This is a genomic window from Noviherbaspirillum soli (assembly GCF_015352955.1).
In the GTDB taxonomy this organism is placed as follows: Bacteria; Pseudomonadota; Gammaproteobacteria; order Burkholderiales; family Burkholderiaceae_D; genus Noviherbaspirillum_A; species Noviherbaspirillum_A soli.
On the sequence record NZ_JACYOX010000020.1, the window covers coordinates 68,894 to 94,594 of the forward strand.

Consider the following 25,701-nt stretch of genomic DNA (forward strand, 5'->3'; position numbering starts at 1 on the left):
TAACTAGCGCAATTACAGCAGCGGCCCCAGCCAGGAAGCAACCTTTTCCCAGGCCTTTTCCTTCAGCGGCCGGTCCAGCCACTGCTCATAGGTGATGCGGCGCGCTTTCTTCAGGTCCTGCTCGAAGATGGCGATCTGCTGGCGCGCGAAGCCTGCGTCGTAGATGTTCAGGTTGGCTTCATCGTTCATCTGGAACGAGCGGTCGTCGAAATTGGTCGAGCCCACCGACACCAGCAGGCCGTCGACGATCATGACCTTGCAGTGATACATGGTGGGCTGGTATTCGCTGATCTCCGCGCCTGCCTGCAACAGCTCGCCCCACATGCCGCGCGAGGAACTGCGCACCGCTTCGGCATCCATGTTCTTCCCCGGCAGGATGATCTGCAGCCGCACGCCGCGCTTCAGCGCATCGATCAGCGCGTTACGGGTCATTTCATCCGGCACGAAATAGGAGGCGGAAATCTGGATGTTGCGCTCCGCCGCCGTGATGGCCAGCAGATACATCAGGTGCATGCTCTCGCTGCCGCCGGAGGGCGAACTGCTGAAGACCTGCGCCCGCGCCGTGCCTGCCTGGACCTGCGGCGGAAAATAGTCGTCACCGTGCAGCACCTTGCCGGTGGTCTTGGTCCAGTTGTCGATCAGCACCGCCTGCATCTGCGCCACCACCGGCCCCTCGGCCCTGAAATGGGAATCGCGCCAGTGGTCCGGGTCCTGCGCATTGCCGGTCCATTGGCCCGCAATGCCGACGCCGCCGGTGAAGCCGATGCGGCCATCCACCACCAGCAGCTTGCGGTGCGTACGGTTGTTGATGCGGCCCAGGTTATACCAGCGCAGCGGATGATACTGCCGCACTTCCACGCCGGCCTGGCGCATCTGCTCCAGGTCCTTGTCATCCATCTTGGCGCTGCCGACCCAGTCGATCAGCAGATGCACCTTGACGCCGGCGCGGGCGCGCTCGGAGAGCGCCTCGGCGAACTCGCGGCCGATTTCCTCGGACCAGTAGATATAGGTTTCGAAATTGATGGTCTTCTTCGCGCCGCGTATGGCTTTGAGCATCGACGGGAAGATCTGGTCGCCATTGAGCAGCGCCTCGACCTTGTTGCCATCGACGATCTGCGGCCCGAGCATGATGCCCATCGAGCGCTGGAACTGCGGGTCCGACACCGCGTAGAGCCGCGGTATCTCCTGCTTGATCTGTTTCTCGCCGGACGAGAAATTCACGACCAGCAGCGTCACGAGCAGCGTGGCCAGGATGCTGGCAATGGCCACCATTACTTTGCTGCGCGTGGTTTGCGGTCTCCAGATCATTTCTCGTTGGCTGCAGTATGGATGAGCCAGCTTAGCAGCATTGTAAAAGCGGGGCTTGCGCCGGATCGATTGCAGGAACGGCAACGGAAATGAAAGACGCCCGCGATATCGCGGGCGCCGGTTACATCAAGCGATCCGTCCTTCAGGCCGGATGCAGGCGATCACAGGTTGGGCGCCAGCCAGCGCTCGACCTCCTCTTTCGCCACGCCGCGCCGCGCCGCCATGTCTTCCACCTGGTCCATGCCGATCTTGCCGACGCTGAAGTACTTCGACTCCGGATGCGCCAGGTAGAAGCCCGACACCGCCGCGCCCGGATACATCGCATACGACTCGGTCAGCTGCATGCCGATTTCCTCGGCCTGCAGCACGCGGAACATGTCGGCCTTGACCGTGTGTTCCGGGCAGGCCGGATAGCCCGGCGCGGGGCGGATGCCCTGGTATTCCTCGCGGATCAGCGCGGCGTTGTCCAATGCCTCGTCCTGCGCATAGCCCCACAGGTCGCGCCGCACCCGCTCGTGCATCTGCTCGGCGAAGGCTTCGGCCAGGCGATCTGCCAGCGACTTCAACATGATGGAGGAATAGTCGTCATGCGCGTCCTCGAAGCGCTTCTCGTGTTTCTCGATGCCGATGCCGGCGGTCACCGCGAACATGCCGATGTAGTCGGCAATGCCGGACGACTTGGGCGCGATGAAGTCGGCCAGACACTGGTTGGGCCGCGCCACGCCGTCGATCACGGGCTTGACCGTCTGCTGGCGCGCGCCATACCAGGTGAAAGCGACTTCACTGCGGGTTTCATCGGTATAGACCTCGATGTCGTCATCATTGACGCTGTTGGCCGGCAGCAGCGCTATCACGCCATTGGCTGTCAGCCAGCGGCCGTCGACCACCTTCTTCAGCAGCGCCTGGCCCTCTTCGAATACCTTGCTTGCCGAGGCGCCCACCACTTCATCGGTCAGGATCGCTGGATAGGGCCCGGCCAGGTCCCAGGTCTGGAAGAACGGACCCCAGTCGATGTACTGGGCCAGCTGGGCCAGGTCCACATTCCTGAACACCCGGCGGCCGATGAACTTTGGCTTGACCGGCGCGAACTGCAGCTGCGCGCGATTCTTGCGGGCGTCGGCCAGCGACAGCATCGGCACCGCCTTGCGGTTGGCATGCTGCTCGCGGATGCGTTCATAGTCGGCGGCGATGTCCTGCACATACTGGTCGCGCTGCTCGGGCGTGAGCAGCGACTGCGCCACCGACACCGAGCGCGACGCGTCCGGCACATAGACCACCGGGCCTTCATAGTTCTGCGCAATCTTCACCGCGGTATGGGCGCGGCTGGTGGTGGCGCCGCCGATCAGCAGCGGGATCTTCAGCATGCGGAAATGCGGATCGCGCTGCATCTCCTTGGCGACATAAGCCATCTCTTCGAGCGACGGCGTGATCAGGCCGGACAGGCCGATGATGTCAGCATTCTCGGCCTTGGCGCGCGCCAGGATTTCCGAGCAGGGCACCATCACGCCCATGTTGACGACCTCGAAGTTATTGCATTGCAGGACCACCGATACGATGTTCTTGCCGATGTCGTGTACGTCGCCCTTGACGGTGGCGATCACGATCTTGCCCTTGGCCTTGGCAGCCACGCCGGTCCTGCGTTCCTCTTCCAGCTTTTCCTGCTCGATGTAGGGAATCAGGTGCGCCACCGCCTGCTTCATCACCCGCGCCGACTTCACCACCTGCGGCAGGAACATCTTGCCCTGGCCGAACAGGTCGCCGACGATGTTCATGCCATCCATCAGCGGTCCTTCGATCACCTGGATCGGCCGGCCGCCATTGGCCAGCAGTTGCTGCCGCGCTTCCTCGGTATCCTCGACGATCCACTGGGTGATGCCATGCACCAGCGCATGCGCCAGGCGCTGCTGCACCGTGCCGGCGCGCCATTCCAGGCTTTGCTCTTCCTTCTTGCCGCCAGCCTTCAGGGTGCCGGCGAATTCGATCATGCGCTCGGTCGCGTCCGGCCGGCGGTTCAGCACCACGTCCTCCACCCGCTCGCGCAGTTCGGGAGCAAGCTCGCTGTAGACGCCCACCATGCCGGCATTGACGATGCCCATGGTGAGGCCGGCCTGGATCGCGTGATACAGGAACACGGTATGAATGGCTTCGCGTGCCGGGTCGTTGCCGCGGAAGCTGAAGCTCACATTGGAAACACCGCCGCTGATCTTGGCATGCGGCAGGTTCTCGCGTATCCAGCGGGTCGCATTGATGAAGTCGACCGCGTAGTTGTTGTGTTCCTCGATGCCGGTGGCAATGGCGAAGATGTTGGGGTCGAAGATGATGTCTTCCGGCGGGAAGCCAACCTTCTCGATCAGCAGGTCGTAGGCGCGCTTGCAGATCTCGATCTTGCGCTCAAAGGTGTCGGCCTGGCCAGTTTCATCGAAGGCCATCACGATCACGGCCGCGCCATAGCGGCGGCACAGCGTGGCCTGGCGCAGGAATTCCTCCTCGCCTTCCTTCATCGAGATCGAATTCACCACCGCCTTGCCCTGCACGCATTTCAGGCCGGCCTCGATCACGGACCACTTCGACGAGTCGATCATGATGGGCACGCGCGCAATGTCGGGCTCGGACGCGATCAGGTTCAGGAAGCGCGTCATGGCCGCCTGCGAATCCAGCATCGCCTCGTCCATGTTAATGTCGATGATCTGCGCGCCGTTTTCCACCTGCTGGCGCGCCACCGCCAGCGCCTCGTCGTACTGCTCGTTCAAAATCAGCCTGGCGAAGGCCTTGGAGCCGGTGACGTTGGTGCGCTCGCCTACGTTGACGAACAGCGAGTCCTCGTCGATGGTGAACGGCTCCAGGCCGGACAGCCGCATCGCCGGCGGCACCTGCGGCAGCTTGCGCGGGGCAATCGTCTTTACCGTTTCGGCGATGGCGCGGATGTGGTCGGGCGTGGTGCCGCAGCAGCCGCCGGCGATATTGACGAAGCCGCTTTCGGCGAAGTCCTTCAGCAGCGAGGAAGTGACGTCCGGCGTTTCATCGAAGCCGGTGTCGGACATCGGGTTGGGCAGGCCGGCATTGGGGTAGATGCAGACAAAGGTATCGGCGATCTTGGACAGCTCTTCCGCATAGGGCCGCATCAGCGCCGCGCCGAGCGCGCAGTTCAGGCCCACGGTCAGCGGCCTTGCATGGCGCACCGAGTTCCAGAACGCCGGCACGGTCTGGCCGGACAGGATGCGTCCCGAGGCGTCGGTCACGGTGCCGGAAATCATGATCGGCAGGCGCTGGCCGGATTCCTCGAAGAACTGGTCGATCGCAAACAGCGCGGCCTTGCAGTTGAGCGTGTCGAAAATGGTTTCGACCAGCAGCACATCGGCGCCGCCTTCCACCAGGCCGCGGGTCTGCTCGAGATAGGCCGCCACCAGCTCATCGAAGGTGATGTTGCGCGCGGCCGGGTCGTTCACGTCGGGCGAGATCGATGCGGTCTTGGGCGTCGGTCCGAGCGCGCCGGCGACGAAGCGCGGCTTGTCGGGCGTGGAATACTTGTCGCAGGCGGCGCGCGCCAGGCGCGCCGCGGCCACGTTCATTTCATAGGCCAGATCGGCCATCCTGTAGTCTTCCTGCGCCACCGTGGTGGCGCCGAAGGTGTTGGTCTCGATCAGGTCGGCGCCGGCGGCCAGGTATTTCTCGTGGATCTCGCTGATGATCTGCGGCTGGGTCAGGGTCAGCAATTCATTGTTGCCCTTGACGAACATTTCCTTGCCCGGCACCTTGAAGTCGGCAAACCGCGCGCCGCGGTAATCCTCCTCGGTCAGATGGTATTGCTGGATCATGGTGCCCATGGCGCCGTCCAGGATCAGGATGCGCTGGGACAGCAGATCGCGCAGCAGCGCCTCGGTGGAAGAAATGGAATCGCGTTTCATGTGGTCTGGTCCAAGAGAACAAAAATGAAAAACCCGGCCGGTAAAGCGGGGCCGGGTTTGTTCAGGTCCGCTTTAGCTGCATTTGTTGGAAGACTGCCCGGGGAGGACTGTTCCGCGCCCGCAAGCTGGGTTTGACTTTGCAATCAAATCGGCGCGGGAAAAATTATACGTGAATTCGCTTTGCGCCGAGCGGACGGGCGCAGCAGCGTGTCAGGGCAAGGCCAGCGCCGGCGTGCGCGCCTCGGTCAGCTTCAGCGTCAGGCACTTGGCCGATCCGCCGGCTTTCATGAACTCCGACAGCCGGGTCTGGTGCACCGCGTAGCCATGGGCGGCCAGCGCCGCGCAGAGGTTGTCGGAGGCCTGGTTCAGGATCACGTGGCGGCCGCAGTTGACGGCGTTGCAGGCGAATGCGTCCGCATCCGCGGCGCCGACGGCAATACGCAACTCGGGCGGCACCAGCGTGGCAATGCGTTCCTGCGACACCGCGTCGAAGGCGGCCGGATAGTACAGCAGCGCCCCGCCTTCCAGGGGGCACAGGCAGGTGTCGAGATGATAGAAGTGCGGATTGACCAGCCGCAGCGGTTCCACTTCGACATCGAACAGGCTGGCGATCATCGCAGCGGCCGCCGGATCGGACCGATGGCCATGCCCCATCCACAGCAAGGGCAGGCGGCGGTCGAACAGCGCATCGCCGGCGCCTTCGAAGTAGACATCCGGCGGCAGCGCCAGCACCTCGAAACCGTGCTCGACGAACCATTGCGAGAAGTACGCTTCCTCCGGCCGCCGCTCGGCATGGCGGAAATTCGACAGCAGCACCCTGCTTTCCAGCACCAGCCCGGCATTGGCGGTAAATACCAGGTCCGGCACGCCCTCCCGGGCGCTGATGCAGTCGACCTGCGCATGGTGTCGCAGCAATGCCAGCAGCGCGCTCCATTGCTGCATCGCCGCCGGATTGCTGCCGCGCGCGATGTTGCCTTCCATCCATGGATTGATCACATAGGCCACTTCGAAGTGCTGCGGTGCGCACATCAGGAAACGCGCTTTCATTGCCAGCCCTCCCTGCTGATGATTATTTGCCGGCTGCGGCCGGCCATTAGGCGGCCATGTCGAATTCGTCCAGCACCGCGGCCACTGCCGCCACCGCGATATCGATTTCCTGCTCGCTGATCACCAGCGGCGGCGCCAGTCTGACCACGGTACCGTGGGTGTCCTTGCTTAGAACGCCGAAATACATCAGGCGTTCGCAAAACTCCCGCGCTGAAATGTGCGTTGAATCAAGTTCCATGCCGATCAGCAACCCCTTGCCGCGCACTTCCCGGATTGCCGGATAGCGCAGCATCCGCAACCTGCCCAGCAGCAGCGCGCCCATGCGCTCGGCGCGCGCCGCCAGGTTTTCCTCTTCAAGCAGGTCCAGCGCCGCATGGCCAACCGCGCAGGCCAGCGGATTGCCGCCGAAGGTGCTGCCATGGTCGCCCGGCCGGAACACGCCCATCACATCCGGGCGCGCCAGGAAAGCCGACACCGGCAGCAGGCCGCCGCCAAGCGCCTTGCCGAGAACCAGGCCGTCGGGCTGCACGTTCTCGTGCTGGCAAGCCAGCAGCCGGCCGGTGCGGCACAGGCCGGTCTGCACCTCGTCGCAGATCAGCAGCACATTATGGCGGCTGCAGATCTCGCGGCACTGCGCCAGATAGCCGTCGGGCGGCACGATGATGCCGGCTTCGCCCTGCACCGGCTCGACCAGGAAAGCGGCGGTGTCCGGCGTGATCGCCGCTTCCAGCGCGGCGGCGTCGCCGAACGGCACCGACACGAAACCCGGCGCGAACGGCCCGAAGCCCTGCCGGTATTGCGCTTCGGAAGAGAAGCCGACGATGGTGGTGGTGCGGCCGGCGAAATTGCCGGCGCAAACGATGATCTGCGCCCGCTCCGGCGCCACGCCCTTGAGCTGGTACGCCCATTTGCGCGCCGCCTTCAGCGCCGTTTCCACGGCTTCCGCGCCGGTATTCATCGGCAGCGCGCGCGCCATGCCAGTCATGTCGCACAGCCGCTGCAGGAACGGCCCCAGTTGGTCTGTGTAATAGGCGCGCGACGTGACTGCCAGGGTTTGCGCCTGCGCCGTCAGCGCCGCCACCAGGCGCGGATGGCTGTGGCCGAAACTGGTGGCCGAATAGGCTGACATCATGTCCAGGTAGCGTTTGCCATGGATGTCGGTGAGCCAGACGCCGGCACCGCTGTGCAGCACGACCGGCAAGGGCGCATAGTTTTCTGCGCAGTATCTTTTTTCAAGGGCAATCAGGTTTTCCATGAACGTTTCCCCCTCAGGATCAACCGGGCATTTGCCTACACATGTTAGCCCCGAATGCGGAAAAGATTTGTGCTTTATCAGGCATGGAACAGATGGGTTATGAAAGGATCGTTTGTGTATCAATCCTCCGGAGAGAACAAATGGAAAAGCTCGACCGATACGACCGCATACTCCTGACGACCTTGCAGAAAAACGGCCGCGCTTCCAATGTCGAATTGTCGGAGCAGGCCAGCCTTTCAGCGCCCCAGTGCTATCGGCGGGTGCGTCGGCTGGAAATGGACGGCATCATCCGGGGCTATACCGCGCAGGTCGTGCCTTCCAGCCTGGGGCTGGATGTAGTGGCCTTCGTCAGCCTGACGATCGATCGCGAACAGTTCAAGAATGTGCGCGACCTGGAAAAGGTGATACGCGATTTTCCGGAAATCCTGGAGTGCTACACGATTTCAGGCGACTTCGATTATCTGCTCAAGGTGGTCTCCACCGACCTGCGCTCGTTCTCCGCCTTCCTGACCGACAGGTTGATGCAGGTGCCTGGCGTAGCCCGCATGCGCTCCATGATCTGCCTGGAAGAGATCAAGCCGGCCAGCCCGTTGCCGCTGCCTGCGCTGAGCTAGGAGCCTGCTCCTAGGAAGCTGCCCTGGCGCCCGTGTCGAAACGGCCGCCTTCCATCGAAAAGCCCTTCAGGAAATCGGCTGCGGCCATCCGTTTGCCGCCCGGTTTCTGCAACTGCACCAAGCGCAGCGCGCCTTCTCCGCATGCCACGACAACGCCTTGCGCCGCATCGGCGGCGAGGATGGTGCCCGGCGCCGCGCTGCCGCCGGCATCGACGGCGTCGGCCTGCCAGATCTTCACCGGCACGCCGTTGAACTGCCCGCTTGCGCCGGGAAACGGATTGAATGCACGGATCTTCCTGGCCAGCACGGCGGCGGGCTGCGTGAAATCGAGCGCGGCCTCTTCCTTGGCGATCTTGGCGGCATAGGTCACGCCTTCCTCCGGCTGTGGCTGCGCACGCAGCGTGCCGGCTTCCAGCTGGCGCAGGGCGTCGACGATCATGGTCGCGCCCAGCGCGGCCAGCTTGTCATGCAGGCTGGCGGTGCTGTCGCCCACAGCGATAGGCAATGCCTGGCGCAGCAGCATCGGCCCGGTATCCAGGCCTTCATCCATCTGCATGATGGTCACGCCGGTCTCGGCGTCGCCCGCTTCGATGGCGCGATGGATCGGCGCTGCGCCGCGCCAGCGCGGCAGCAGCGATGCGTGGATATTGATGCAGCCGCGCGGCGGAATTGCCAGAACCGACGCCGGCAGGATCAGGCCATAGGCGGCCACCACCATCGCATCATGCGGCGTGCTTTGCAGCAGCGCATGGGCCTGGCGCGCTTCATCGGGATATTTGCCATTCAGTCGCAGCGACACCGGCTGCGCCACCGGGATGCCATGCTGCTGCGCATACTGCTTCACGGCCGAAGCCTGCAGCTGCATGCCGCGTCCGGCCGGGCGGTCGGGCTGGGTCAGTACCAGGGGAATCTCGAAACCTGCCTCATGCAGGGACTTCAGGGCAGACGCCGCGAATTCAGGCGTGCCGGCATAGATGATTTTCATGGGCGCGATTGTAGCGCCGCGGCGCTTATCTCGCGCCCACGACCTTCTGCTGTTCCCGCTTCAGCTCGCGCTCTTCCTTGACCATGCGGGTCTTGATCCGGTTGCGCTTCAGCGGCGACAGGTATTCGACGAACACCTTGCCCTTCAAATGGTCCATCTCGTGCTGTATGCAAACCGCCAGCAGGCCGTCGGCCTCGACCTCGAACGGCTTGCCATCGAGATCGAGCGCGCGTACCTTCACACGCGCCGGCCGCTCCACGCCGTCATACACGCCGGGCACCGACAGGCAGCCTTCGTCGTAGACCTGCTTTTCCGGACTGGCCCAGGTGATCTCGGGATTGATGAATACCTTGAGATCGTCATGGGTTTCGGATGTGTCGATCACGATCAGTTGCTCATGCACGTCGACCTGGGTCGCTGCCAGGCCCACGCCCGGCGCTTCATACATGGTCTCGGCCATATCGGCGACGAGCTTTTTTAACCTGTCATCGAACACCTTGACCGGTTGTGCGACCTTGTGAAGACGCGGGTCGGGATAACGGAGAATATTCAGTTGGGACATACGACTTTTGCGCAACAATGGGAAAGGAATAGATGGTGGTTCTTCTTGCCAGTTCAAGTAATTGAAGGCAGAATTTGATTCACTACGGCAACATTTTTCAAAGATTGCCTGACAAGCATCACGCTGTGCCCAGCCTGTAGTCGTTCCTTCGCTTCGCCGTCACTACCGGAAAAACCATGAAAAAGTTTAGCACAGCCGGCCTGCTGTTCGCGCTCGCCTGCACTGCGGCATCCGCTGCCACCTCCACCGAAACACCGTCTACCGCGGCCAAATGCCAGTTCCTGGACAACGCGCCAGACCAGCACCAGGTGGTGCGCGGCGATACCCTGTGGAGCATTTCCGGGCGTTTCCTGCAGCATCCCTGGTGCTGGCCGCAGGTGTGGGGCATCAACCGCGACCAGATCAGCAATCCGCACTGGATCTACCCGGGCCAGACAGTGTATTTCGACCGCGCCAGCGGCCAGTTGCGCCTGGCGCGCCCGGTAGGAAGCGAGGGCGGCCTCCCCACGGTGCGCATGTCGCCGCAGATACGCATGGAAAACATGGCGGCCGATGCCATTCCGGCCATTCCGGCCAGTGTCATCGAGCCGTTCCTGACGCAGCCGCTGCTGATCGAGGAAGGCAAGCTGGCCGACGCGCCGCGCGTGCTGCAGGGCGGCGACGGCCATGTCTACATGGGCAAGGGCGATGTCGCCTATGTACGCGGCAGGATCGATGGCGATACCGTGTTCCAGGTCTATCGCCCCAGCCAGCCGCTGCGCGACCCGGACACCGGCGCCATCCTCGGCTACGAGGCGGCCTACCTGGGCACGATGAAGCTCACGCGCGCGGCGCGTGCCGACGACGAGGCGCATCGCTTCGTCGTCACCAGTTCGGTGCGGGAAATCGGCGTCGGCGCGCAACTGGTGCCAATGCCGCCCACGCCCATCGTCAACTACGTGCCGCACCGGCCGCAGGTGGAAACCAGCGCCCGCGTGATGTCGGTCTATGGCGGCGTGGCCTACGCTGGGCAAAACAACGTGGTAACGATCAACCGCGGCAGCAGGCAGGGCCTGGATGCCGGCAGCGTGCTGGAGCTGTATCGCCGTGCCGGCGTGGTGGCGGACCGGGCGGCCGGGAACCAGCCGGTCCGGTTGCCTGATGAACGCTATGGTTCGGTGTTCGTTTTCAGGACTTTCGACAACGTCTCCTACGGCCTGGTCATGCAGGTCACCGCGCCGGTACGGGTCGGTGACGTCGCCAGGTCACCCGAGTAAGCGCGGCCATGACCGGCGGAGATCTGGCGGCATGGCTTCAACTTCAACAGACGCCCGGCCTGGGCATCGTTGCCGCGCACAAGCTGCTCAGCGCATTCCCGGGGCCTGAGGCAATCCTGGCGGCCGATGCCGCCCGACTGAGCGCCCTGGTCGGCAGCAAGCTGGCAACAGCCCTGCTGGCGCCGCCCACCGCAACGCTTCAGGCCCTGATAGAGAAAACCCTCTCCTGGGCCGCCCTTCCCGGCAACCATGTGCTGACGCTGGCGGACGAGCACTATCCCTCCCTGCTGCTGGAAATCGCCGATCCGCCGCTGCTGCTGTATGCGAAGGGCCGGCTCGGACTGATCCAGCGCGAATCGCTGGCCATCGTCGGCAGCCGCAATGCCAGCATGCAGGGCGCGATGCATGCGCGCCAGTTCGCGCAAGCCCTGTCGGAAGCCGGCCTGACCATCGTTTCAGGCATGGCCCTCGGCATCGACACCGCGGCGCATGAAGGCGCGCTGGCCGGCGCGGGCAGCACGATTGCGGTGATCGGCACCGGCGCCGACATCGTCTACCCGGCCCGCAACCATGCGCTTGCCCACCGGATCGCCGGAGAAGGCTGCATTCTGTCCGAATATGCATTGGGAACGCCGGCGCTGCCGGCCAATTTCCCGCGCCGCAACCGCATCATCAGCGGCCTGGCCGGCGGCACGCTGGTGGTGGAGGCCGCGGCCCAGTCGGGCTCGCTGATCACGGCGCGCCTGGCGGCCGAGCAGGGCCGGGATGTGTATGCCATTCCGGGCTCGATACAGTCGCCGCTGGCACGCGGATGCCATGAACTGATCCGTCAGGGCGCCAAGCTGGTGGAAACCGCGGCAGACATTCTGGAAGACCGAAAATCTTACCAATTGGCCAGCAATCCACAGGAAAAGCCGCTTTTTGCGGCCGCCTCTGGCAGTTGCGACAACGATCTTTTGAAGATAATCGGCTATGATCCGGTCAGCCTGAACGTGCTGGCCGCTCGGGCCGGCGTGGATGCCGCTACAATGAATGCGCAAGTGCTGTTGCTGGAAATGGATGGGCAGGTGGAACTGCTGCCGGGCGGATTGATCAGGCGAATGGCCTGAAGCTTGAGCAAGCTCCACCAGGCGGTGATATGCCCTTTTATAATGAATGCAACGCTTAGCCGTTGCAGCAGGTCCTGATTGGCAAACGGGGTTTTTACATCGATCTTGAAAAAACAAGCTGTCACAAATTTGCAACTGCTGTGACGTTAAACGCACAGATTATTTGTGATGCTCAACTTCTTACCTTTACAGTAAAACCATGTTTGATGTCCTAGTCTATCTTTACGAAACCTATTACCGGCCGGATGCCTGCCCGGACTCAGAGGCGCTCGTGAAGAAGCTGTCAGCCGTTGGCTTTGAGGAAGAAGAAATCTCCAAGGCGCTTGGCTGGCTGACCGATCTTGCGGAAACCACCAATGAGTTCTCTATGCTGCATCCGCAGCAGACCAGCTTTTCGGCTGGCTTTCGCATCTACGTGGAACGGGAATTCGACGTGCTGGGCACGGCTGCGATCGGTTTCATCCAGTTCCTGGAATCGGCCAAGGTGATCAACCCGCTGCAGCGCGAGATCGTGGTGGAGCGGGCGCTTGCCGCCAGCGAATCGCAGATCTCGCTGGACAAGCTCAAGGTCATCGTGCTGATGGTGCTGTGGAGCCAGGGCAAGGAACCGGACGGGCTGATGTTCGACGAATTGTTTCTGGATGACGACGAGGCGCAAACCCGGCAATTGCATTAACAACCGTTACGGATTTGTCCGCGCCGCAGGGCGCGCGAACGATTTCAGGCCGCGTTATCGCGGCCTTTTCATTCGGTGGCTTGCTTGCGATTTCAGACGCAACCCGCTTATCATTGGCCGCAAATAGGCAGGCGGTGCGGTCTGAGCCACCTCTTCCAAGCCTGATGCATTCAGGCAAGCGTCTGAATGCAATGTGAATTTTCTCTTACCATGCAGTCCTTCACGCGAATCACGCGTCCATTGCGAGACCCATTTCTATGACCAAGACCCTCATCATCGCCGAGAAGCCTTCTGTCGCGAACGACATCGCGAAGACGCTCGGCGGCTTCACGAGGCACGATGAGTACTTCGAGTCCGACCAGTATGTGCTGTCGTCCGCGGTCGGCCACCTGGTGGAAATCACCGTGCCGGAGGAATACGACGTCAAGCGCGGCAAATGGTCATTCGCGCATCTGCCCATGATCCCGCCGCATTTCGATCTCAATCCGATCGCCAAGACCGAGTCGCGCCTGAAGGTGCTGAACCGGCTGATCAAGCGCAAGGACGTCGGCATGCTGATCAATGCCTGCGACGCCGGGCGCGAGGGTGAACTGATCTTCCGCCTGATTGCGCAGTATGCGAAGGCCAAGCAGCCGATCAAGCGGCTGTGGCTGCAGTCGATGACGCCGGGCGCGATCCGCGAAGCCTTCAGCCATCTGCGCGAGGACCGCGAGATGATGCCGCTGGCCGATGCCGCGCGCTGCCGCAGCGAGGCCGACTGGCTGATCGGCATCAACGGCACCCGTGCCATGACCGCCTTCAACTCCAAGGAAGGCGGCTTCTATCTCACCACCGTGGGCCGGGTGCAGACGCCGACGCTGTCCATCGTGGTGGAGCGGGAAGAGAAGATCAAGAAGTTCGTGCCGCGCGACTACTGGGAAGTGCGCGCCGAGTTCGGCTGCGCCGCCGGCACCTATGAAGGCCGCTGGCTGGACACGAAGCACAAGCGCGACGAGAACGACCCCGAGAAGCGCGCCGAGCGACTGTGGAACCGGGCCGACGCCGATGCCATCGTTGCCGCCTGCCGCGGCAAGCCCGGCCGCGTCACCGAGGAATCCAAGCCGACAACCTCGATGGCGCCGGCGCTGTTCGACCTGACCAGCCTGCAGCGCGAGGCCAATGCCCGCTTCGGCTTCTCGGCCAAGAACACGCTGGGCCTGGCGCAGGCGCTGTATGAAAAGCACAAGGTGCTGACCTATCCGCGTACCGATTCGCGCCATCTGCCGGAAGACTATCTGAACACGGTCCGGCAGACGCTGGACACGATCTCGGAGAACCACAACTACCACCAGTTCGCCAAGCAGATCCTGAACAGCAACTGGGTCAAGCCGAACAAGCGCATCTTCGACAATACCAAGATCAGCGATCACTTCGCGATCATCCCGACCACGCTGGCGCCGAAGAACCTGTCGGAGCCGGAACAGAAGCTGTACGACCTGGTGACGCGCCGCTTCATGGCGATCTTCTTCCCCGCCGCCGAATTCCAGGTCACCACCCGCTTCACCGAGGTGGAAGGCCACCAGTTCAAGAGCGAGGGCAAGGTGATGACCAACCCCGGCTGGCTGGCGGTATACGGCCGCGAAGTCGCCGAGGAGAAGTCCGAGAAGTCGGAAAAGTCGGAGAAGGCCGGCAGCGACCGCATCCTGGTGCCGGTAGCCAAGGGCGAACAGGTGAAGACCGAGAAGGTCGACACCGTGGCGCTGGTCACCAAGCCGCCCGCGCGCTATACCGAAGCTACGCTGCTGTCGGCGATGGAAGGCGCCGGCAAGCTGGTCGATTCCGAAGAACTGCGCGAAGCGATGGCGGGCAAGGGGCTGGGCACGCCGGCCACCCGCGCGGCCATCATCGAAGGCCTGCTCAATGAAAAGTACCTGCTGCGCGAAGGCCGCGAGATCATCCCGACCGCCAAGGCCTTCCAGCTGATGACGCTGTTGCGTGGCCTGGGCGTGAATGAACTGACCGCGCCGGAACTCACCGGCGAATGGGAATACAAGCTCTCGCAGATGGAGCGCGGCCGCATCAGCCGCGAGGAATTCATGCGCGAGATCGCCGGGATGGCCGAGGTCATCGTCAAGCGAGCCAAGGAATACGACAACGACACCATCCCCGGCGAGTATGCGACGCTCAACACGCCCTGCCCGAACTGCGGCGGCGTGGTGAAGGAAAACTATCGCCGCTTTGCCTGCACCAAGTGCGACTTCTCGATGAGCAAGACGCCAGGCAGCAGGCAGTTCGAGATCCCCGAGGTCGAGGAATTGCTGGCCCGCCGCACCATCGGCCCGCTGCAGGGCTTCCGCTCCAAGATGGGCCGGCCGTTTGCCGCGATCCTCAACATCGTGCGCGACGAGGACATCAAGAACTTCAAGCTGGAATTCGACTTTGGCCAGAACGATGGCGAGTCCGAGGAAGGCGAAGGCGTCGACTTCAGCGAGCAGAAGCCATTGGGCCCCTGCCCGAAATGCCAGGCCGGCGTCTATGAAATGGGCCTGGCCTATGTCTGCGAGCACAGCGTGGCCAAGCCCAAGACCTGCGACTTCCGCAGCGGCCGCATCATCCTGCAACAGGAAATCCTTCCGGAGCAGATGGCCAAGCTGCTCAATGAAGGCAAGACCGATCTGTTGCCGGGCTTCGTCTCGCAGCGCACCCGGCGGCCGTTCAAGGCCTTCCTGGTGCGCGGCAAGGATGGCAAGGTGAGCTTCGAGTTCGAGGAACGCAAGGCCAAGCCGCCCGCCAAGGGCAAGGCCGATGCAGCCGGGTCGGACCAGGCGCCGGCGCCAGCCGCGGTGAAGAAGGCGGTGGCCAAGAAGGCGGTGGCGAAGAAGGCGGCAGCCAAGCGGCCGGCGGTGAAGAAGGCCGCCTGACGCCAGCGCGTCGACATGAAAAGCGCCTCATGGCGCGTCATGCAGAACCATGAAGAACCGAAGGGCCGTGATTATCACGGCCCTTTTTTTATCGGCGACAGGTGGCAAAGCGCCCCTGCGCGCCAGGGGTCGCCGCGCATCGTCGCCAGTCTTCTTGCTGCATATGTTGCGCGCCGTGTAGCTTGACTATATAGTTGTAATACAAGTTACAGGCAGCGTGCGGTTCAGTTCCCCCTGATTCGCTCATCCCACCGCAATCACAACAACACCCAGGAGACTTGCATGATTTCTTTCCGCATGGGCGCATCCGCGCTCGCATTGGCACTGGCTGCGGGCTTTTCCGCAAGCGCGATGGCCGTCACCACGATGCGCATCAGCGTCTCGATTCCGCAGAACTCGCATCAGGGCGTGGCGATCGACACCTTCGCCAAGGAAGTGGAAAAGCGCACCGAGGGCCGCTACAAGATCCAGACCTTCTATTCCGCTTCGCTGGGCGCCGAGCGCGAAGCCACCGAGGCAGTGCAGCTGGGCACCCAGGAACTGACCTTCACCTCCACTGGCCCGATACCCAACTTCGTACCCGAAGTGAAGATCCTCGACGTGCCCTTCCTGTTCCGCGACTACGCCCATGCGCGCGCGGTGCTGGACGGCCCGATCGGCCAGGAACTGCTGCAGAAGTTCGATGCCCGCGGCATCAAGGCGCTGGCATGGGGCGAGAACGGTTTCCGCCACATGACCAACAGCAAGCGCCCGGTCAATGCGCCGGAAGACCTCAAGGGCCTGAAGATGCGCACCATGGAAAACCCGGTGCACGTGCAGGCCTACAAGGGCTTCGGCATCATCCCGACGCCGATGGCATTCAGCGAAGTGTTCACCGCGCTCCAGCAGGGCACGGTCGACGGCCAGGAAAACCCGCTGTCGGTGATCACCTCGGCCAAGTTCGACCAGGTGCAGAAGTACCTGACCCTGACCGGCCATGTGTACTCGCCCTGCGTCTTCCTGATGAACAAGGGCGCCTTCGACAAGCTGTCCGCGGCCGACAAGACCGCATTCCTCGAAGCAGCAAAGGAAGGCGTCAAGGCCAACCGCATGCGGGTCGATTCGGATGAAAAGATGGCCGTCGCCGACCTGCGCGCCAAGGGCATGACGGTGGTCGACCAGGTCGACAAGACCCGTTTCCAGGGCGCGCTGACGCCGGTCTACGCCGACTTCGAGAAGCAGTTCGGCAAGGCCAACCTGGACCGCATCCGCAACTACAAGTAATCCTTAAGCCCGCCCCCACGCGGGGCGGCGCTCGTCGTGAGCGACTTCCCCCTCAAGGACAGCAACATGAAATCTGCCTTCCTCAAATTTGAGCATGGCCTGAACCTCGTATCGCTCAGCATCGCCGGCATCATGCTGCTGATCGCCGCCGTGCTGGGCATGGTCCAGGTCGTGATGCGCTTCGTGCTGGAACAGCCTTCGGAATGGAGCGAGGTGCTGGTGCGCTTTTCCCTGATCTGGATGGTGTTTCTCGGCATACCGGCCGCGTTCCGGCTCGGCTCCATGGTGTCGGTGGACCTGATGCACCGCAAGTCCTCGCCCGGCTTCCGCCGCGTGCTGGACTTCATCATCATGGCGGCGTCGCTGGTGCTGCTGGGCTTCATCGCCTGGTTCGGCTGGGACTATGCGGTGCGCGGCCAGGTGCAGACCATCATCGGCCTGGAGTCGTTCTCGATGTTCTGGGCCTATCTGTCCATGCCGGTCGGCGCGCTGTGCGCCATGGCGGGCGTGATCGGCAACTTCCTCGATCCGCGCCACGAAGAACTCGAAACCGCAACCTGAACCGACATCAAGAGAGCCATCCATGTCCACCACCATGCTCATCACGATGATAGTGTGCTTCGCCTTTTCGGTATCGATTGCGGTATCGATCGGCCTGGCCAGCATCGTCGGGATTTCCGTCGCCAATGCCAACATGCTGCTGGTGGCGAAGGAAATCTTCAATTCGATCAACAAGTTCCCGCTGGCCGCGATTCCCTTCTTCATCCTGGCCGGCAACCTGATGGAAACCGGCGGCATCTCGCGCCGGCTGGTGGAGTTCGCCAAGTCGCTGGTCGGCGGCATCCAGGGCGGCCTGGCCGCCAGCTGCGTGCTGACCTGCATGATCTTCGCCGCCGTGTCCGGCTCCTCCGTTGCCACCACCTTCGCCATCGGCGCGATCCTGATCCCGGCCCTGGTCAAGCATGGCTATCCGGTCGGCTATGCGGCCGCGCTGCAGGCGACCTCCGCGGAACTGGGCGTGATCATTCCGCCATCCATTCCGATGATCCTGTACGGCGTGTCGGCCGAGGTCTCGATCGGCGAGCTGTTCATCGCCGGCATCGGACCGGGCCTGTTCATCGGCGCCGCCCTGATGATCTTCGCGGTGATGTACGCGCGCTTCAAGGGCTATGGCAAGGATGACCATGTCGGCAAGATGGACGTGCTGCCCGCCACCCGCCAGGCCGCGCTGGCGCTGCTGATGCCGGTGATTATCCTGGGCGGCATCTACGGCGGCATTTTCACGCCCACCGAGGCCTCGGCGGTGGCGGTGTTCTATGCCCTGGTGGTAGGCGTCTTCATCTACCGCGAAATCAAGCTGCCGGACCTGGTCGCGATCTTCAGGAAGTCGGTGCTGTCGTCAGCGGTGGTGATGTTCATCATCGCCAATGCCGGCCTGTTTTCCTTCATGATCACCCGCGCCGGCGTGCCCGACATGATCGGCGCCTGGCTGGCCGACGTGCTCAAGAGCCCCGCCTATTTCCTGCTGGGCGTGAACGCCGCGCTGTTCGTGATCGGCATGTTCATCGAGACGTCGGCCTCGATCATCGTGCTGGCGCCGATCCTGGTGCCGGTGGCGATGCGCTTCGGCATCGATCCGGTGCACTTCGGCATGATCATGGTGGTGAACCTGGCGCTGGGCATGATCACGCCGCCGTTCGGCGTGAATCTCTTCGCCGCCTGCACGGTGGCGAGGATCTCGCTGGACCGCATCATCCCCAGGCTGCTGCCTTTCGTGCTGACGGTGATTGCCTGCCTGATGGTGGTGACCTACTTCCCCGGACTGTCGCTGTACCTGCGCGACATCGTCTACCACCGCTGATGTAAAAAGCCGCGGCGGGTGTTCCCTGCCGCGGCCTTCGCTTCAATCACTGCCTGCGCTCGTGCCTACACGCAGCGCGCGCCATCCACTTCAATGCACACGCCGCTGATGAACGCGGCCTCCTCCGAGGCCAGGTACAGCGCTGCGTTGGCCACGTCCAGCGCGGTGGAAAACCGTCCCAGCGGGATCGTCGACAGGAATTTCGCGCGCCGCTCCTCGGTGATCTCGCCGCCGATGAAGGAGGTCGACAGCGCCGTGTCCGGATTGAACACCGGATTGATGCAGTTGACCCGGATATTGTCCGGCCCAAGTTCCACCGCCATCGACTTGCTGGTGCCGATCACGGCCGACTTGCTGCCGTTGTACCAGGTCAGGCCGGGCCGCGGCCGCACGCCGGCGGTGGACGCGATATTGATGAATACGCCGCCGCCCTGGCGCCGGAACACCGGCGTGGCATGCATGGCCGACAGGTAGATGCTCTTCACGTTCACCGCATAGCAGCGGTCGAAGTCTTCTTCCGACACGTCCAGCATCGGCTGGTTGCGATGGGTCCAGCCGGCGTTATTGACCATCACGTCCAGCCGGCCGAACTGCTGCACGGTCTGCTCGACCAGCGCCGCCATGCTGGCGCTGGACGTCACGTCGCCCTGGATGAAGCGGGCCATGCCGCCGCCCGCGAGGATCTCTTCCGCCACCCGCTGGCCACCCGCTGGCAGCAGGTCGTTGACGACCACTTTCGCGCCCTCTTCCGCCAGGCGTTTTGCAATGCCTTCGCCGATGCCCGACCCGGCGCCGGTAACGATCACGACCTTGTCTTTTAACCGCATGCTGTCTCCTGTTGTTATCGAAATGAATGCTGTCACGCATCAGCCATGCCGGATGGCGATGGTCTTCAGCGCGGTGAAGCCGTACAGCGCCTCGAACCCTTTTTCGCGGCCATGGCCGCTGGCCTTGACGCCGCCGAAGGGCAGCTCAACCCCGCCGCCGGCGCCGTAATTGTTGATGAATACCTGGCCGGCCCGCACCGCGCGCGCCATGCGCATCTGGCGCGCGCCGTTCTCGGTCCAGACGCCCGCGACCAGGCCGAAGGCAGTGCTGTTGGCCAGGCGCAGCGCGTCCTGCTCGCTGTCGAAGGGCATGGCCGCCAGCACCGGGCCGAACACTTCTTCCTGCGCCAGGCGATGGGTATGCGGCACGTCGCGCAGCAGGGTCGGCGCCTGGTAGAAGCCGCTTTCCGGCGCCTGCGGCACGATGCTGCCCTGGGCCATCACCGAAATGCCGTCGCTGTGCGCATCGGACAGGAAGTCCCAGACCCGCTGCTGCTGCTGGCGCCGGATCAACGGGCCGCAGTCGAGGTCCATCTGGGCCGGCCCCACCTGCAGGCGTTCGAACACGCTGGCCAGCAGGTCCAGCACCTTTTCATAGGCTGGCCGCTCGATCAGCAGGCGGCTGCCGGCCGAGCAGGTCTGGCCGGCGTTCTGCACGATGGCGCTGGTCACGGCCGGCAGCAGCAGGTCCATGTCGGCGTCGGCAAACACGATCTGCGGCGACTTGCCGCCCAGCTCCAGCGTGACCGGCACATGGTTGACGGCGGCGGCCTGCGACACCAGCGTGCCCACCGACGGCGAGCCGGTGAAGGACACATGATCGATGCCCGGATGCGACACCAGCGCCGCGCCCGCCTCATGGCCATAGCCGGTGACGATGTTGATCACGCCGGCCGGAAAGCCGATGTCGGCCGCCAGTTGCGCCAGACGCAGGATGGACATGCAGGCATCCTCGGCCGGCTTGACCACGCAGGTGTTGCCGGCCGCCAGCGCGCCGCCGACCGAGCGTCCGAAGATCTGCAGCGGGTAATTCCAGGGAATGATGTGGCCGGTCACGCCCAGCGGCTCGCGCAGCGTCAGCACCGTGTAGCCGGCCTGGTAGGGAATGGTCTCGCCATGCAGCTTGTCGCAGGCGCCGGCATAGAACTCGAAATAGCGCGCCACCGCCGCGGCGTCGGCGCGTGCCTGGCGCAGCGGCTTGCCGCAGTCGCGCGCCTCGAGTTGCGCGAATTCCTCGCCATGCTCGATCAGGGCCTGCGACAGCCGGTAAAGCAGGCGGCCGCGCTCGGCGGCCGACATCAAGCTCCATTCGCCTTCAAACGCAGTGCGCGCCGTCTGCACGGCGAACTGGATGTCCTCGGCGTTGCCGCGCGCAATTTCGTCATATTGCTGGCCATCTGAGGGATCGATGACGGGAATCGCCTGGCGTGATGCCGAAGCGACCCAGCGGTTACCGATGAAGTGCTGGTCAGGCATGGTAATCCTTCAAGGTTGGGTTGTCGTGCGTGGCGGCGCATTGCTCATCGCGCGTTGCATTGCGGAGTGCAAGGCTTGCCTCGAACAATCAGGAAGACGCCATGACGCATGGCAAGTTCCATTGCCGGCCACATCGAACTGCTTGCCGGCATCGCCAATCGCTTGCCGGGGTCGTCTGGAAGCATAGCCGAGCCAGTTGTATGATTACAATACATTTTCCCTTCAGGACCGCTCCATGACCAAGCTGCAGGATCTCCCGATAGCAACCTTGAGCGCCACTGCCAAGATGCCCGACCGTGTCACAGCTGCGCTGCTGTCCCTGATCCGCGCCGGTGAATACCCGCCCGGCGCCAGGCTGCCGTCGGAAATGCGCATGGCCACGAGTTTTGGCGTGAGCCGCACGGTGATACGCGAGGCGGTGTCGCGGCTCAAGTCCGAAGGGCTGGTCGAATCGCGCCAGGGCAGCGGCGTCTATGTGCGCACCGGCAGCATGGACACGCCCTTCCGCATCGATCCGACGGTCGCCGACTCGGTGCAGTCGCTGCTGCAGATCGTGGAATTGCGGCGCGGGCTGGAATCGGAAATCGCCGCGCTGGCAGCCGAGCGGCGAACACCTGCGCAACTGGCGGAAATCCGCGCTGCGCTGGCGGCGATCGAAGCCGATGTCGCCGCCGGCGGCGACGGCGTGGATGCCGACATGGCATATCACCGCGCGATTGCGCGCGCCACCGGCAATCCGCACTTCCTGGCGCTATGGGACTTTCTGGGACAATTCCTGCGCGGCGCCATGACGGTGACCCGGGCGCTGGAAGCCGAACGGCAGGAAATGGGCCGGCAGGTGCTGGATGAACACCATGCCCTGGTGGAAGCCATCGCCGCCGGCGACCCGGCCACCGCCAGCGCCGCCGCCCGCCACCACATGGTGATGGCCGCGCAGCGCATCGGCACCCTTGACGCGGGCGCGCTTGGCGCATAGAAAGCTGCGGCATGCACAAAGCCGGCGCAGGCGCTTCTCGTTACAATGGCTGCGCCAATCAAATCCATAACCAGCGAGACAGCTCAAATGACAGCAAACAGCCTGACGGCGCCGCCCGCGCGCGCCGATTCCCGCCTCGATCCGGCCCGCCTCGACCACCTCACCCGCACGATACAGGCCGACATCGACAATGGCCGCATCCCCGGCGCCGTGATGCTGGTGTCCCACCGCGACGAAGTGGTCTATGAAAAGGCGCTGGGCATGCAGAATGCCGCCGCCGGCGTGCCGATGTCCATCGACACTATTTTCCGCATTTACTCGATGACCAAGCCCATCGTCTCGGTCGCGGTGATGATGCTGGTCGAGGAAGGCCGGCTGCTGATCAGCCAGCCGGTATCGGACTTCCTGCCGGAACTGGGCCAGCCCGAGGTCGGCATTGCAGCCACCGATGAGAACGGGCGGCCGGTGCTGAACACCGTGGCGGCACGGCGCGAAATGACGGTGCATGACCTGTTGCGCCATACCTCGGGCCTGACTTACGGCATCTTCGGCGAATCGCTGGTCAAGAGCGCTTATGGCGACGCCGGCGTGGAGCGCAAGGACGTGACCAATGCCGAGATGATGCGCCGGCTGGCCACGGTGCCGCTGGCCTACCAGCCCGGCACGATCTGGGAATACAGCCGCTCCACCGATGTGCTCGGCGCGCTGGTGGAACGCATTTCCGGCATGGACCTGGAGGCATTCCTGCAGCAGCGCATCCTGGCTCCGCTGGGCATGAAGGACAGCGGCTTCTGGGTGCCGGAAGACCAGCAGCACCGCCTGGCCGAAGCCTTCGATACCGATCCGCAGACCGGCGTGGCGGTCAAGCTGATCAATGTGCGCAGCAAGCCCGCCTTCCTGTCCGGCGGCGGCGGCATGGTCTCCACCGTGCATGACTATCTGCGCTTCGTGCGCATGCTGGCCGCACACGGCACGCTGGACGGCGTGCGCATCCTGTCGCGCAAGACCGTAGAAACCATGACCAGCGACCACCTTGGCGACCTGCCCGGCGCACGTGACACGCCGGACTTCCTGCCCGGTCCGGGCTACGGCTTCGGTCTCGGTTTCGCGGTGCGTATCGCTGCCGGCGATGCCATCGTGCCGGGCTCGGTGGGCGACTACAACTGGAGCGGCCTGGCCGGCACCTATTTCTGGATCGATCCCACGGAAGAACTGGCGGCGATCTTCCTGATGCAGGCGCCGGAACAGCGGGCGCATTACCGCCAGCTGTTCCGCAATCTGGTGTACGCGGCGCTGTAAGACGCCGTTTTTTGCCTGAACCAACCATGACGACCATGACGATAGAAACCTTGCTCGAACGGGATTTCGGCACCATTCCCGAACTGATTCATCTGCACGCACAGCAGCAGCCCGGCCATCCGGCGCTGGTGCAGGACAAGCGCAGCGTCAGCTATGCCGAACTGGATGCCCTGATGGACCGGGTTGCAGCCTCGCTGCAGCGCGACGGCGTGCAGCCACGCGAGGCGATCGCGATTTGCGCCGGCACGTCCATCGAATATGCCGCGCTGTTCCTCGGCGCCTTGCGCGCCGGCGTGGCGGTGGCGCCGCTGGCGCCCTCTTCCACGGCGGAAAGCCTGGCGATCATGATCCGCGATTGCGGCGCCAAGCGTCTCTTCATCGACGCCACCACCGCGCCTGCGCTGGACTCGGTACGCGACCGCATCGATGTGGCCCAGGTACGCCTGGACAGCAGCGCCGAGCCGGGCTGGGACAGCTGGCTGGCCGCGCCCGGCTCGATGCCGCAGCCGGTGCAGCTGCAGCCGGACTGGATCTTCAACATCATCTATTCCTCCGGCACCACCGGCGCGCCCAAGGGCATCACCCAACCACATGGCATGCGCTGGCAGCATGTCAAGCGCGGCCATCTGAACGGCTATGGCACCGAGGCGGTGACGCTGATCTCCACCCCGCTGTATTCCAACACCACGCTGGTGAGCTTTTTCCCGACCATCGCGCTGGGCGGCACCGTCGTGCTGATGGCCAAGTTCGATGCCGGCGCCTATCTCGAGCTGGCGCAACAATATCGGGTCACCCATACCATGCTGGTGCCGGTGCAGTACCAGCGGCTGATGGCGCATCCCGACTTCGACCGCTACGACCTGTCGTCCTTCCGGATGAAGTTCTGCACCAGCGCGCCCTTCTCGGCCGCATTGAAGGCCGACATCCTGAAACGCTGGCCCGGCGGCCTGGTCGAGTACTACGGCATGACCGAAGGTGGCGGCACCTGCATCCTGGCCGCGCATGAGCACCCGGACAAGCTGCACACGGTGGGCCAGCCGGCGCCGGAACACGACATCCGCCTGATCGACGAGCAGGGCCGGGAAGTCGGGCCGGGCGAGACCGGCGAGGTGGTCGGCCACTCCGGCGCGATGATGCAGGGCTATTTCAACCAGCCGGAGAAAACCGCCGAAGCCGAGTGGTATGCGCCCGATGGCAAGCGCTTCATCCGCACCGGCGACCTAGGACGCTTCGACGCCGACGGTTTCCTGACGCTGCTGGACCGCAAGAAGGACATGATCATCTCGGGCGGCTTCAACATCTACCCAAGCGACCTGGAAGCCGTGCTGCGCGAGCATCCGGACGTGGCCGATGCCGCAGTGGTGGGCGTGCCATCGACAGCCTGGGGCGAGACGCCAGTGGCTTATGTCGTGCCGCGGGCCGGCGCCGGCATCACGCCGGAGGTGCTGATGGCCTGGGTCAATGAGCGGGTCGGCAAGACGCAGCGGCTATCGGCGCTGGAGTTTGCCGAGACGCTGCCGCGCAGCGCCATTGGCAAGGTGCTGAAACGCGAACTGCGCGATCAGTACCAGGCAGGAAAGCCGCAGGCCAGATAAAAGCTCCGGCGGGGGAAGCCACTCACACCCTCGTAGGGTGCAATACCCGAAGGGCATTGCACCGTTGACCGCAATGTGACACTGCGCCGGACAACCGTGACCGCCGATCCGGCGCAATGCCCCTGCGGGGTATTGCGCCCCACGATGGCGACGATGGCTGCTTCCCAATAAAAAAACCGGCGCCGCGGCGCCGGTTTTTTTGCCCTGCATGCCGCCTCGCGGCGGCATCGGCAGGCTCAGACCTCTTCCTGGAACGCTTCCTCGCGCTTGGCCTTGATCGATGGCAGCGCCACGATCACCACCAGCGCAGCGGCCGCCAGCAGCAGGCCCAGCGAGATCGGCCGCGTGAAGAACACGCTGAAGTCACCCCGCGACAACAGCAGCGAACGACGGAAGTTCTCTTCCATCATCGGCCCCAGCACGAAGCCCAGCAGCAGCGGCGCGCCTTCGCAGCCCAGCTTGATGAACACATAGCCCAAGACACCGAAGCCCGCCGTCATGAACACGTCGAACACGCTGTTGTTGACCGTGTAGACGCCGATGCAGCAGAACACCAGGATCGCCGGGTACAGGTAGCGATACGGCACGGTCAGCAGCTTGATCCAGATGCCGATCAGCGGCAGGTTCAGGATCACCAGCATCGCATTGCCCAGCCACATCGACACGATCAGGCCCCAGAACAGCGTCGGGTTGCTGGTCATGACCTGCGGACCCGGCTGGATGTTGTGGATCGTCATCGCGCCCACCATCAGCGCCATCACCGCATTGGGCGGAATGCCCAGCGTCA

General features: G+C 63.8%; 20 protein-coding genes. 11 read left to right on the forward strand and 9 right to left on the reverse strand.

What is annotated here, in order from left to right; translation table 11 throughout:
- Positions 1-12: 12 nt before the first annotated feature.
- From IGW04_RS15340 to rocD, 4 genes are all read right to left on the reverse strand, one after another.
- On the reverse strand, positions 13-1,272 hold the full coding sequence (locus IGW04_RS15340) for a phospholipase D-like domain-containing protein (protein WP_194713958.1): 1,260 nt from the start codon (positions 1,270-1,272) through the stop codon (positions 13-15).
- Positions 1,273-1,469: 197 nt separating this feature from the next.
- On the reverse strand, positions 1,470-5,213 hold the full coding sequence (gene metH / locus IGW04_RS15345; RefSeq protein WP_194713959.1) for a methionine synthase: 3,744 nt from the start codon (positions 5,211-5,213) through the stop codon (positions 1,470-1,472).
- A 210-nt stretch (positions 5,214-5,423) separates the two neighbouring features.
- Positions 5,424-6,260 carry a dimethylarginine dimethylaminohydrolase family protein gene (locus IGW04_RS15350; protein WP_194713960.1) on the reverse strand — a complete coding sequence of 279 codons (837 nt, stop codon included), beginning with the start codon at positions 6,258-6,260 and terminating at the stop codon, positions 5,424-5,426.
- Between the two features lie 46 nt (positions 6,261-6,306).
- Positions 6,307-7,515 (reverse strand): ornithine--oxo-acid transaminase, encoded by a 1,209-nt coding sequence (gene rocD / locus IGW04_RS15355; protein ID WP_194713961.1) that lies wholly within the window; start codon positions 7,513-7,515, stop codon positions 6,307-6,309.
- Positions 7,516-7,655: 140 nt separating this feature from the next.
- Here rocD and IGW04_RS15360 point away from each other — a divergent pair, with 140 nt between their 5' ends.
- Positions 7,656-8,129: an Lrp/AsnC family transcriptional regulator gene (locus IGW04_RS15360; RefSeq protein WP_194713962.1), complete on the forward strand. Its 474-nt coding sequence runs from the start codon at positions 7,656-7,658 to the stop codon at positions 8,127-8,129.
- A gap of 10 nt (positions 8,130-8,139) precedes the next feature.
- On the opposite strand, the gene fmt is transcribed toward IGW04_RS15360, so the two are convergent.
- Together fmt and def are read right to left on the reverse strand one after the other, a co-directional pair.
- Complete coding sequence (gene fmt / locus IGW04_RS15365; RefSeq protein WP_194713963.1) at positions 8,140-9,114, reverse strand: methionyl-tRNA formyltransferase; 975 nt, start codon at positions 9,112-9,114, stop codon at positions 8,140-8,142.
- 25 nt (positions 9,115-9,139) lie between these two features.
- Entirely contained in the window at positions 9,140-9,676 is a 537-nt protein-coding gene (gene def, locus IGW04_RS15370; RefSeq protein WP_194713964.1) for a peptide deformylase, read from the reverse strand.
- A 176-nt stretch (positions 9,677-9,852) separates the two neighbouring features.
- Between def and IGW04_RS15375 the strand changes: the two genes are divergently transcribed.
- The 7 genes from IGW04_RS15375 (at position 9,853) to IGW04_RS15405 (ending at position 18,741) form a co-directional block, all read left to right on the forward strand.
- A complete protein-coding gene (locus IGW04_RS15375; RefSeq protein WP_194713965.1) occupies positions 9,853-10,932 on the forward strand; it encodes a LysM peptidoglycan-binding domain-containing protein in 1,080 nt (359 codons plus the stop codon).
- Positions 10,933-10,940: 8 nt separating this feature from the next.
- On the forward strand, positions 10,941-12,041 hold the full coding sequence (gene dprA, locus IGW04_RS15380) for a DNA-processing protein DprA (protein ID WP_194713966.1): 1,101 nt from the start codon (positions 10,941-10,943) through the stop codon (positions 12,039-12,041).
- Positions 12,042-12,240: 199 nt separating this feature from the next.
- Entirely contained in the window at positions 12,241-12,717 is a 477-nt protein-coding gene (locus IGW04_RS15385) for a DUF494 family protein (protein ID WP_194713967.1), read from the forward strand.
- A gap of 257 nt (positions 12,718-12,974) precedes the next feature.
- Positions 12,975-15,617: a DNA topoisomerase III gene (locus IGW04_RS15390; RefSeq protein ID WP_194713968.1), complete on the forward strand. Its 2,643-nt coding sequence runs from the start codon at positions 12,975-12,977 to the stop codon at positions 15,615-15,617.
- Positions 15,618-15,914: 297 nt separating this feature from the next.
- Positions 15,915-16,880 (forward strand): TRAP transporter substrate-binding protein, encoded by a 966-nt coding sequence (locus IGW04_RS15395; RefSeq protein ID WP_194713979.1) that lies wholly within the window; start codon positions 15,915-15,917, stop codon positions 16,878-16,880.
- Positions 16,881-16,946: 66 nt separating this feature from the next.
- A complete protein-coding gene (locus IGW04_RS15400; RefSeq protein WP_194713969.1) occupies positions 16,947-17,441 on the forward strand; it encodes a TRAP transporter small permease in 495 nt (164 codons plus the stop codon).
- A gap of 22 nt (positions 17,442-17,463) precedes the next feature.
- Entirely contained in the window at positions 17,464-18,741 is a 1,278-nt protein-coding gene (locus IGW04_RS15405; protein ID WP_194713970.1) for a TRAP transporter large permease, read from the forward strand.
- A 65-nt stretch (positions 18,742-18,806) separates the two neighbouring features.
- Here the strand turns inward: IGW04_RS15405 and IGW04_RS15410 are convergent, their stop codons facing one another.
- Complete coding sequence (locus IGW04_RS15410; protein ID WP_194713971.1) at positions 18,807-19,568, reverse strand: SDR family oxidoreductase; 762 nt, start codon at positions 19,566-19,568, stop codon at positions 18,807-18,809.
- A gap of 39 nt (positions 19,569-19,607) precedes the next feature.
- On the reverse strand, positions 19,608-21,044 hold the full coding sequence (locus tag IGW04_RS15415) for an aldehyde dehydrogenase family protein (protein WP_194713972.1): 1,437 nt from the start codon (positions 21,042-21,044) through the stop codon (positions 19,608-19,610).
- A 235-nt stretch (positions 21,045-21,279) separates the two neighbouring features.
- Between IGW04_RS15415 and IGW04_RS15420 the strand changes: the two genes are divergently transcribed.
- The 3 genes from IGW04_RS15420 (at position 21,280) to IGW04_RS15430 (ending at position 24,914) form a co-directional block, all read left to right on the forward strand.
- Positions 21,280-22,020, forward strand: a complete 741-nt coding sequence (locus IGW04_RS15420; protein ID WP_228527120.1) for a FadR/GntR family transcriptional regulator — start codon at positions 21,280-21,282, stop codon at positions 22,018-22,020.
- A gap of 87 nt (positions 22,021-22,107) precedes the next feature.
- Positions 22,108-23,319 carry a serine hydrolase domain-containing protein gene (locus tag IGW04_RS15425; RefSeq protein WP_194713973.1) on the forward strand — a complete coding sequence of 404 codons (1,212 nt, stop codon included), beginning with the start codon at positions 22,108-22,110 and terminating at the stop codon, positions 23,317-23,319.
- A gap of 35 nt (positions 23,320-23,354) precedes the next feature.
- Positions 23,355-24,914 (forward strand): class I adenylate-forming enzyme family protein, encoded by a 1,560-nt coding sequence (locus tag IGW04_RS15430; protein ID WP_194713981.1) that lies wholly within the window; start codon positions 23,355-23,357, stop codon positions 24,912-24,914.
- Positions 24,915-25,150: 236 nt separating this feature from the next.
- On the opposite strand, the gene IGW04_RS15435 is transcribed toward IGW04_RS15430, so the two are convergent.
- A partial coding sequence (locus IGW04_RS15435) for a tripartite tricarboxylate transporter permease (RefSeq protein ID WP_194713974.1) occupies positions 25,151-25,701 on the reverse strand: 551 nt, incomplete at its 5' end.

Coding starts and splice junctions, on each gene's coding strand:
- IGW04_RS15375 (WP_194713965.1), top strand. CDS start 9,853: ATGAAAAAGTTTAGCACAGCCGGCCTGCTGTTCGCGCTCGCCTGCACT.
- dprA (WP_194713966.1), top strand. CDS start 10,941: ATGACCGGCGGAGATCTGGCGGCATGGCTTCAACTTCAACAGACGCCC.
- IGW04_RS15385 (WP_194713967.1), top strand. CDS start 12,241: ATGTTTGATGTCCTAGTCTATCTTTACGAAACCTATTACCGGCCGGAT.
- IGW04_RS15400 (WP_194713969.1), top strand. CDS start 16,947: ATGAAATCTGCCTTCCTCAAATTTGAGCATGGCCTGAACCTCGTATCG.
- IGW04_RS15405 (WP_194713970.1), top strand. CDS start 17,464: ATGTCCACCACCATGCTCATCACGATGATAGTGTGCTTCGCCTTTTCG.
- IGW04_RS15340 (WP_194713958.1), bottom strand. CDS start 1,272: ATGGTGGCCATTGCCAGCATCCTGGCCACGCTGCTCGTGACGCTGCTG.
- IGW04_RS15430 (WP_194713981.1), top strand. CDS start 23,355: ATGACGATAGAAACCTTGCTCGAACGGGATTTCGGCACCATTCCCGAA.
- rocD (WP_194713961.1), bottom strand. CDS start 7,515: ATGGAAAACCTGATTGCCCTTGAAAAAAGATACTGCGCAGAAAACTAT.
- fmt (WP_194713963.1), bottom strand. CDS start 9,114: ATGAAAATCATCTATGCCGGCACGCCTGAATTCGCGGCGTCTGCCCTG.
- IGW04_RS15410 (WP_194713971.1), bottom strand. CDS start 19,568: ATGCGGTTAAAAGACAAGGTCGTGATCGTTACCGGCGCCGGGTCGGGC.
- IGW04_RS15350 (WP_194713960.1), bottom strand. CDS start 6,260: ATGAAAGCGCGTTTCCTGATGTGCGCACCGCAGCACTTCGAAGTGGCC.
- IGW04_RS15425 (WP_194713973.1), top strand. CDS start 22,108: ATGACAGCAAACAGCCTGACGGCGCCGCCCGCGCGCGCCGATTCCCGC.
- IGW04_RS15415 (WP_194713972.1), bottom strand. CDS start 21,044: ATGCCTGACCAGCACTTCATCGGTAACCGCTGGGTCGCTTCGGCATCA.
- metH (WP_194713959.1), bottom strand. CDS start 5,213: ATGAAACGCGATTCCATTTCTTCCACCGAGGCGCTGCTGCGCGATCTG.
- IGW04_RS15395 (WP_194713979.1), top strand. CDS start 15,915: ATGGGCGCATCCGCGCTCGCATTGGCACTGGCTGCGGGCTTTTCCGCA.
- def (WP_194713964.1), bottom strand. CDS start 9,676: ATGTCCCAACTGAATATTCTCCGTTATCCCGACCCGCGTCTTCACAAG.
- IGW04_RS15420 (WP_228527120.1), top strand. CDS start 21,280: ATGACCAAGCTGCAGGATCTCCCGATAGCAACCTTGAGCGCCACTGCC.
- IGW04_RS15390 (WP_194713968.1), top strand. CDS start 12,975: ATGACCAAGACCCTCATCATCGCCGAGAAGCCTTCTGTCGCGAACGAC.
- IGW04_RS15360 (WP_194713962.1), top strand. CDS start 7,656: ATGGAAAAGCTCGACCGATACGACCGCATACTCCTGACGACCTTGCAG.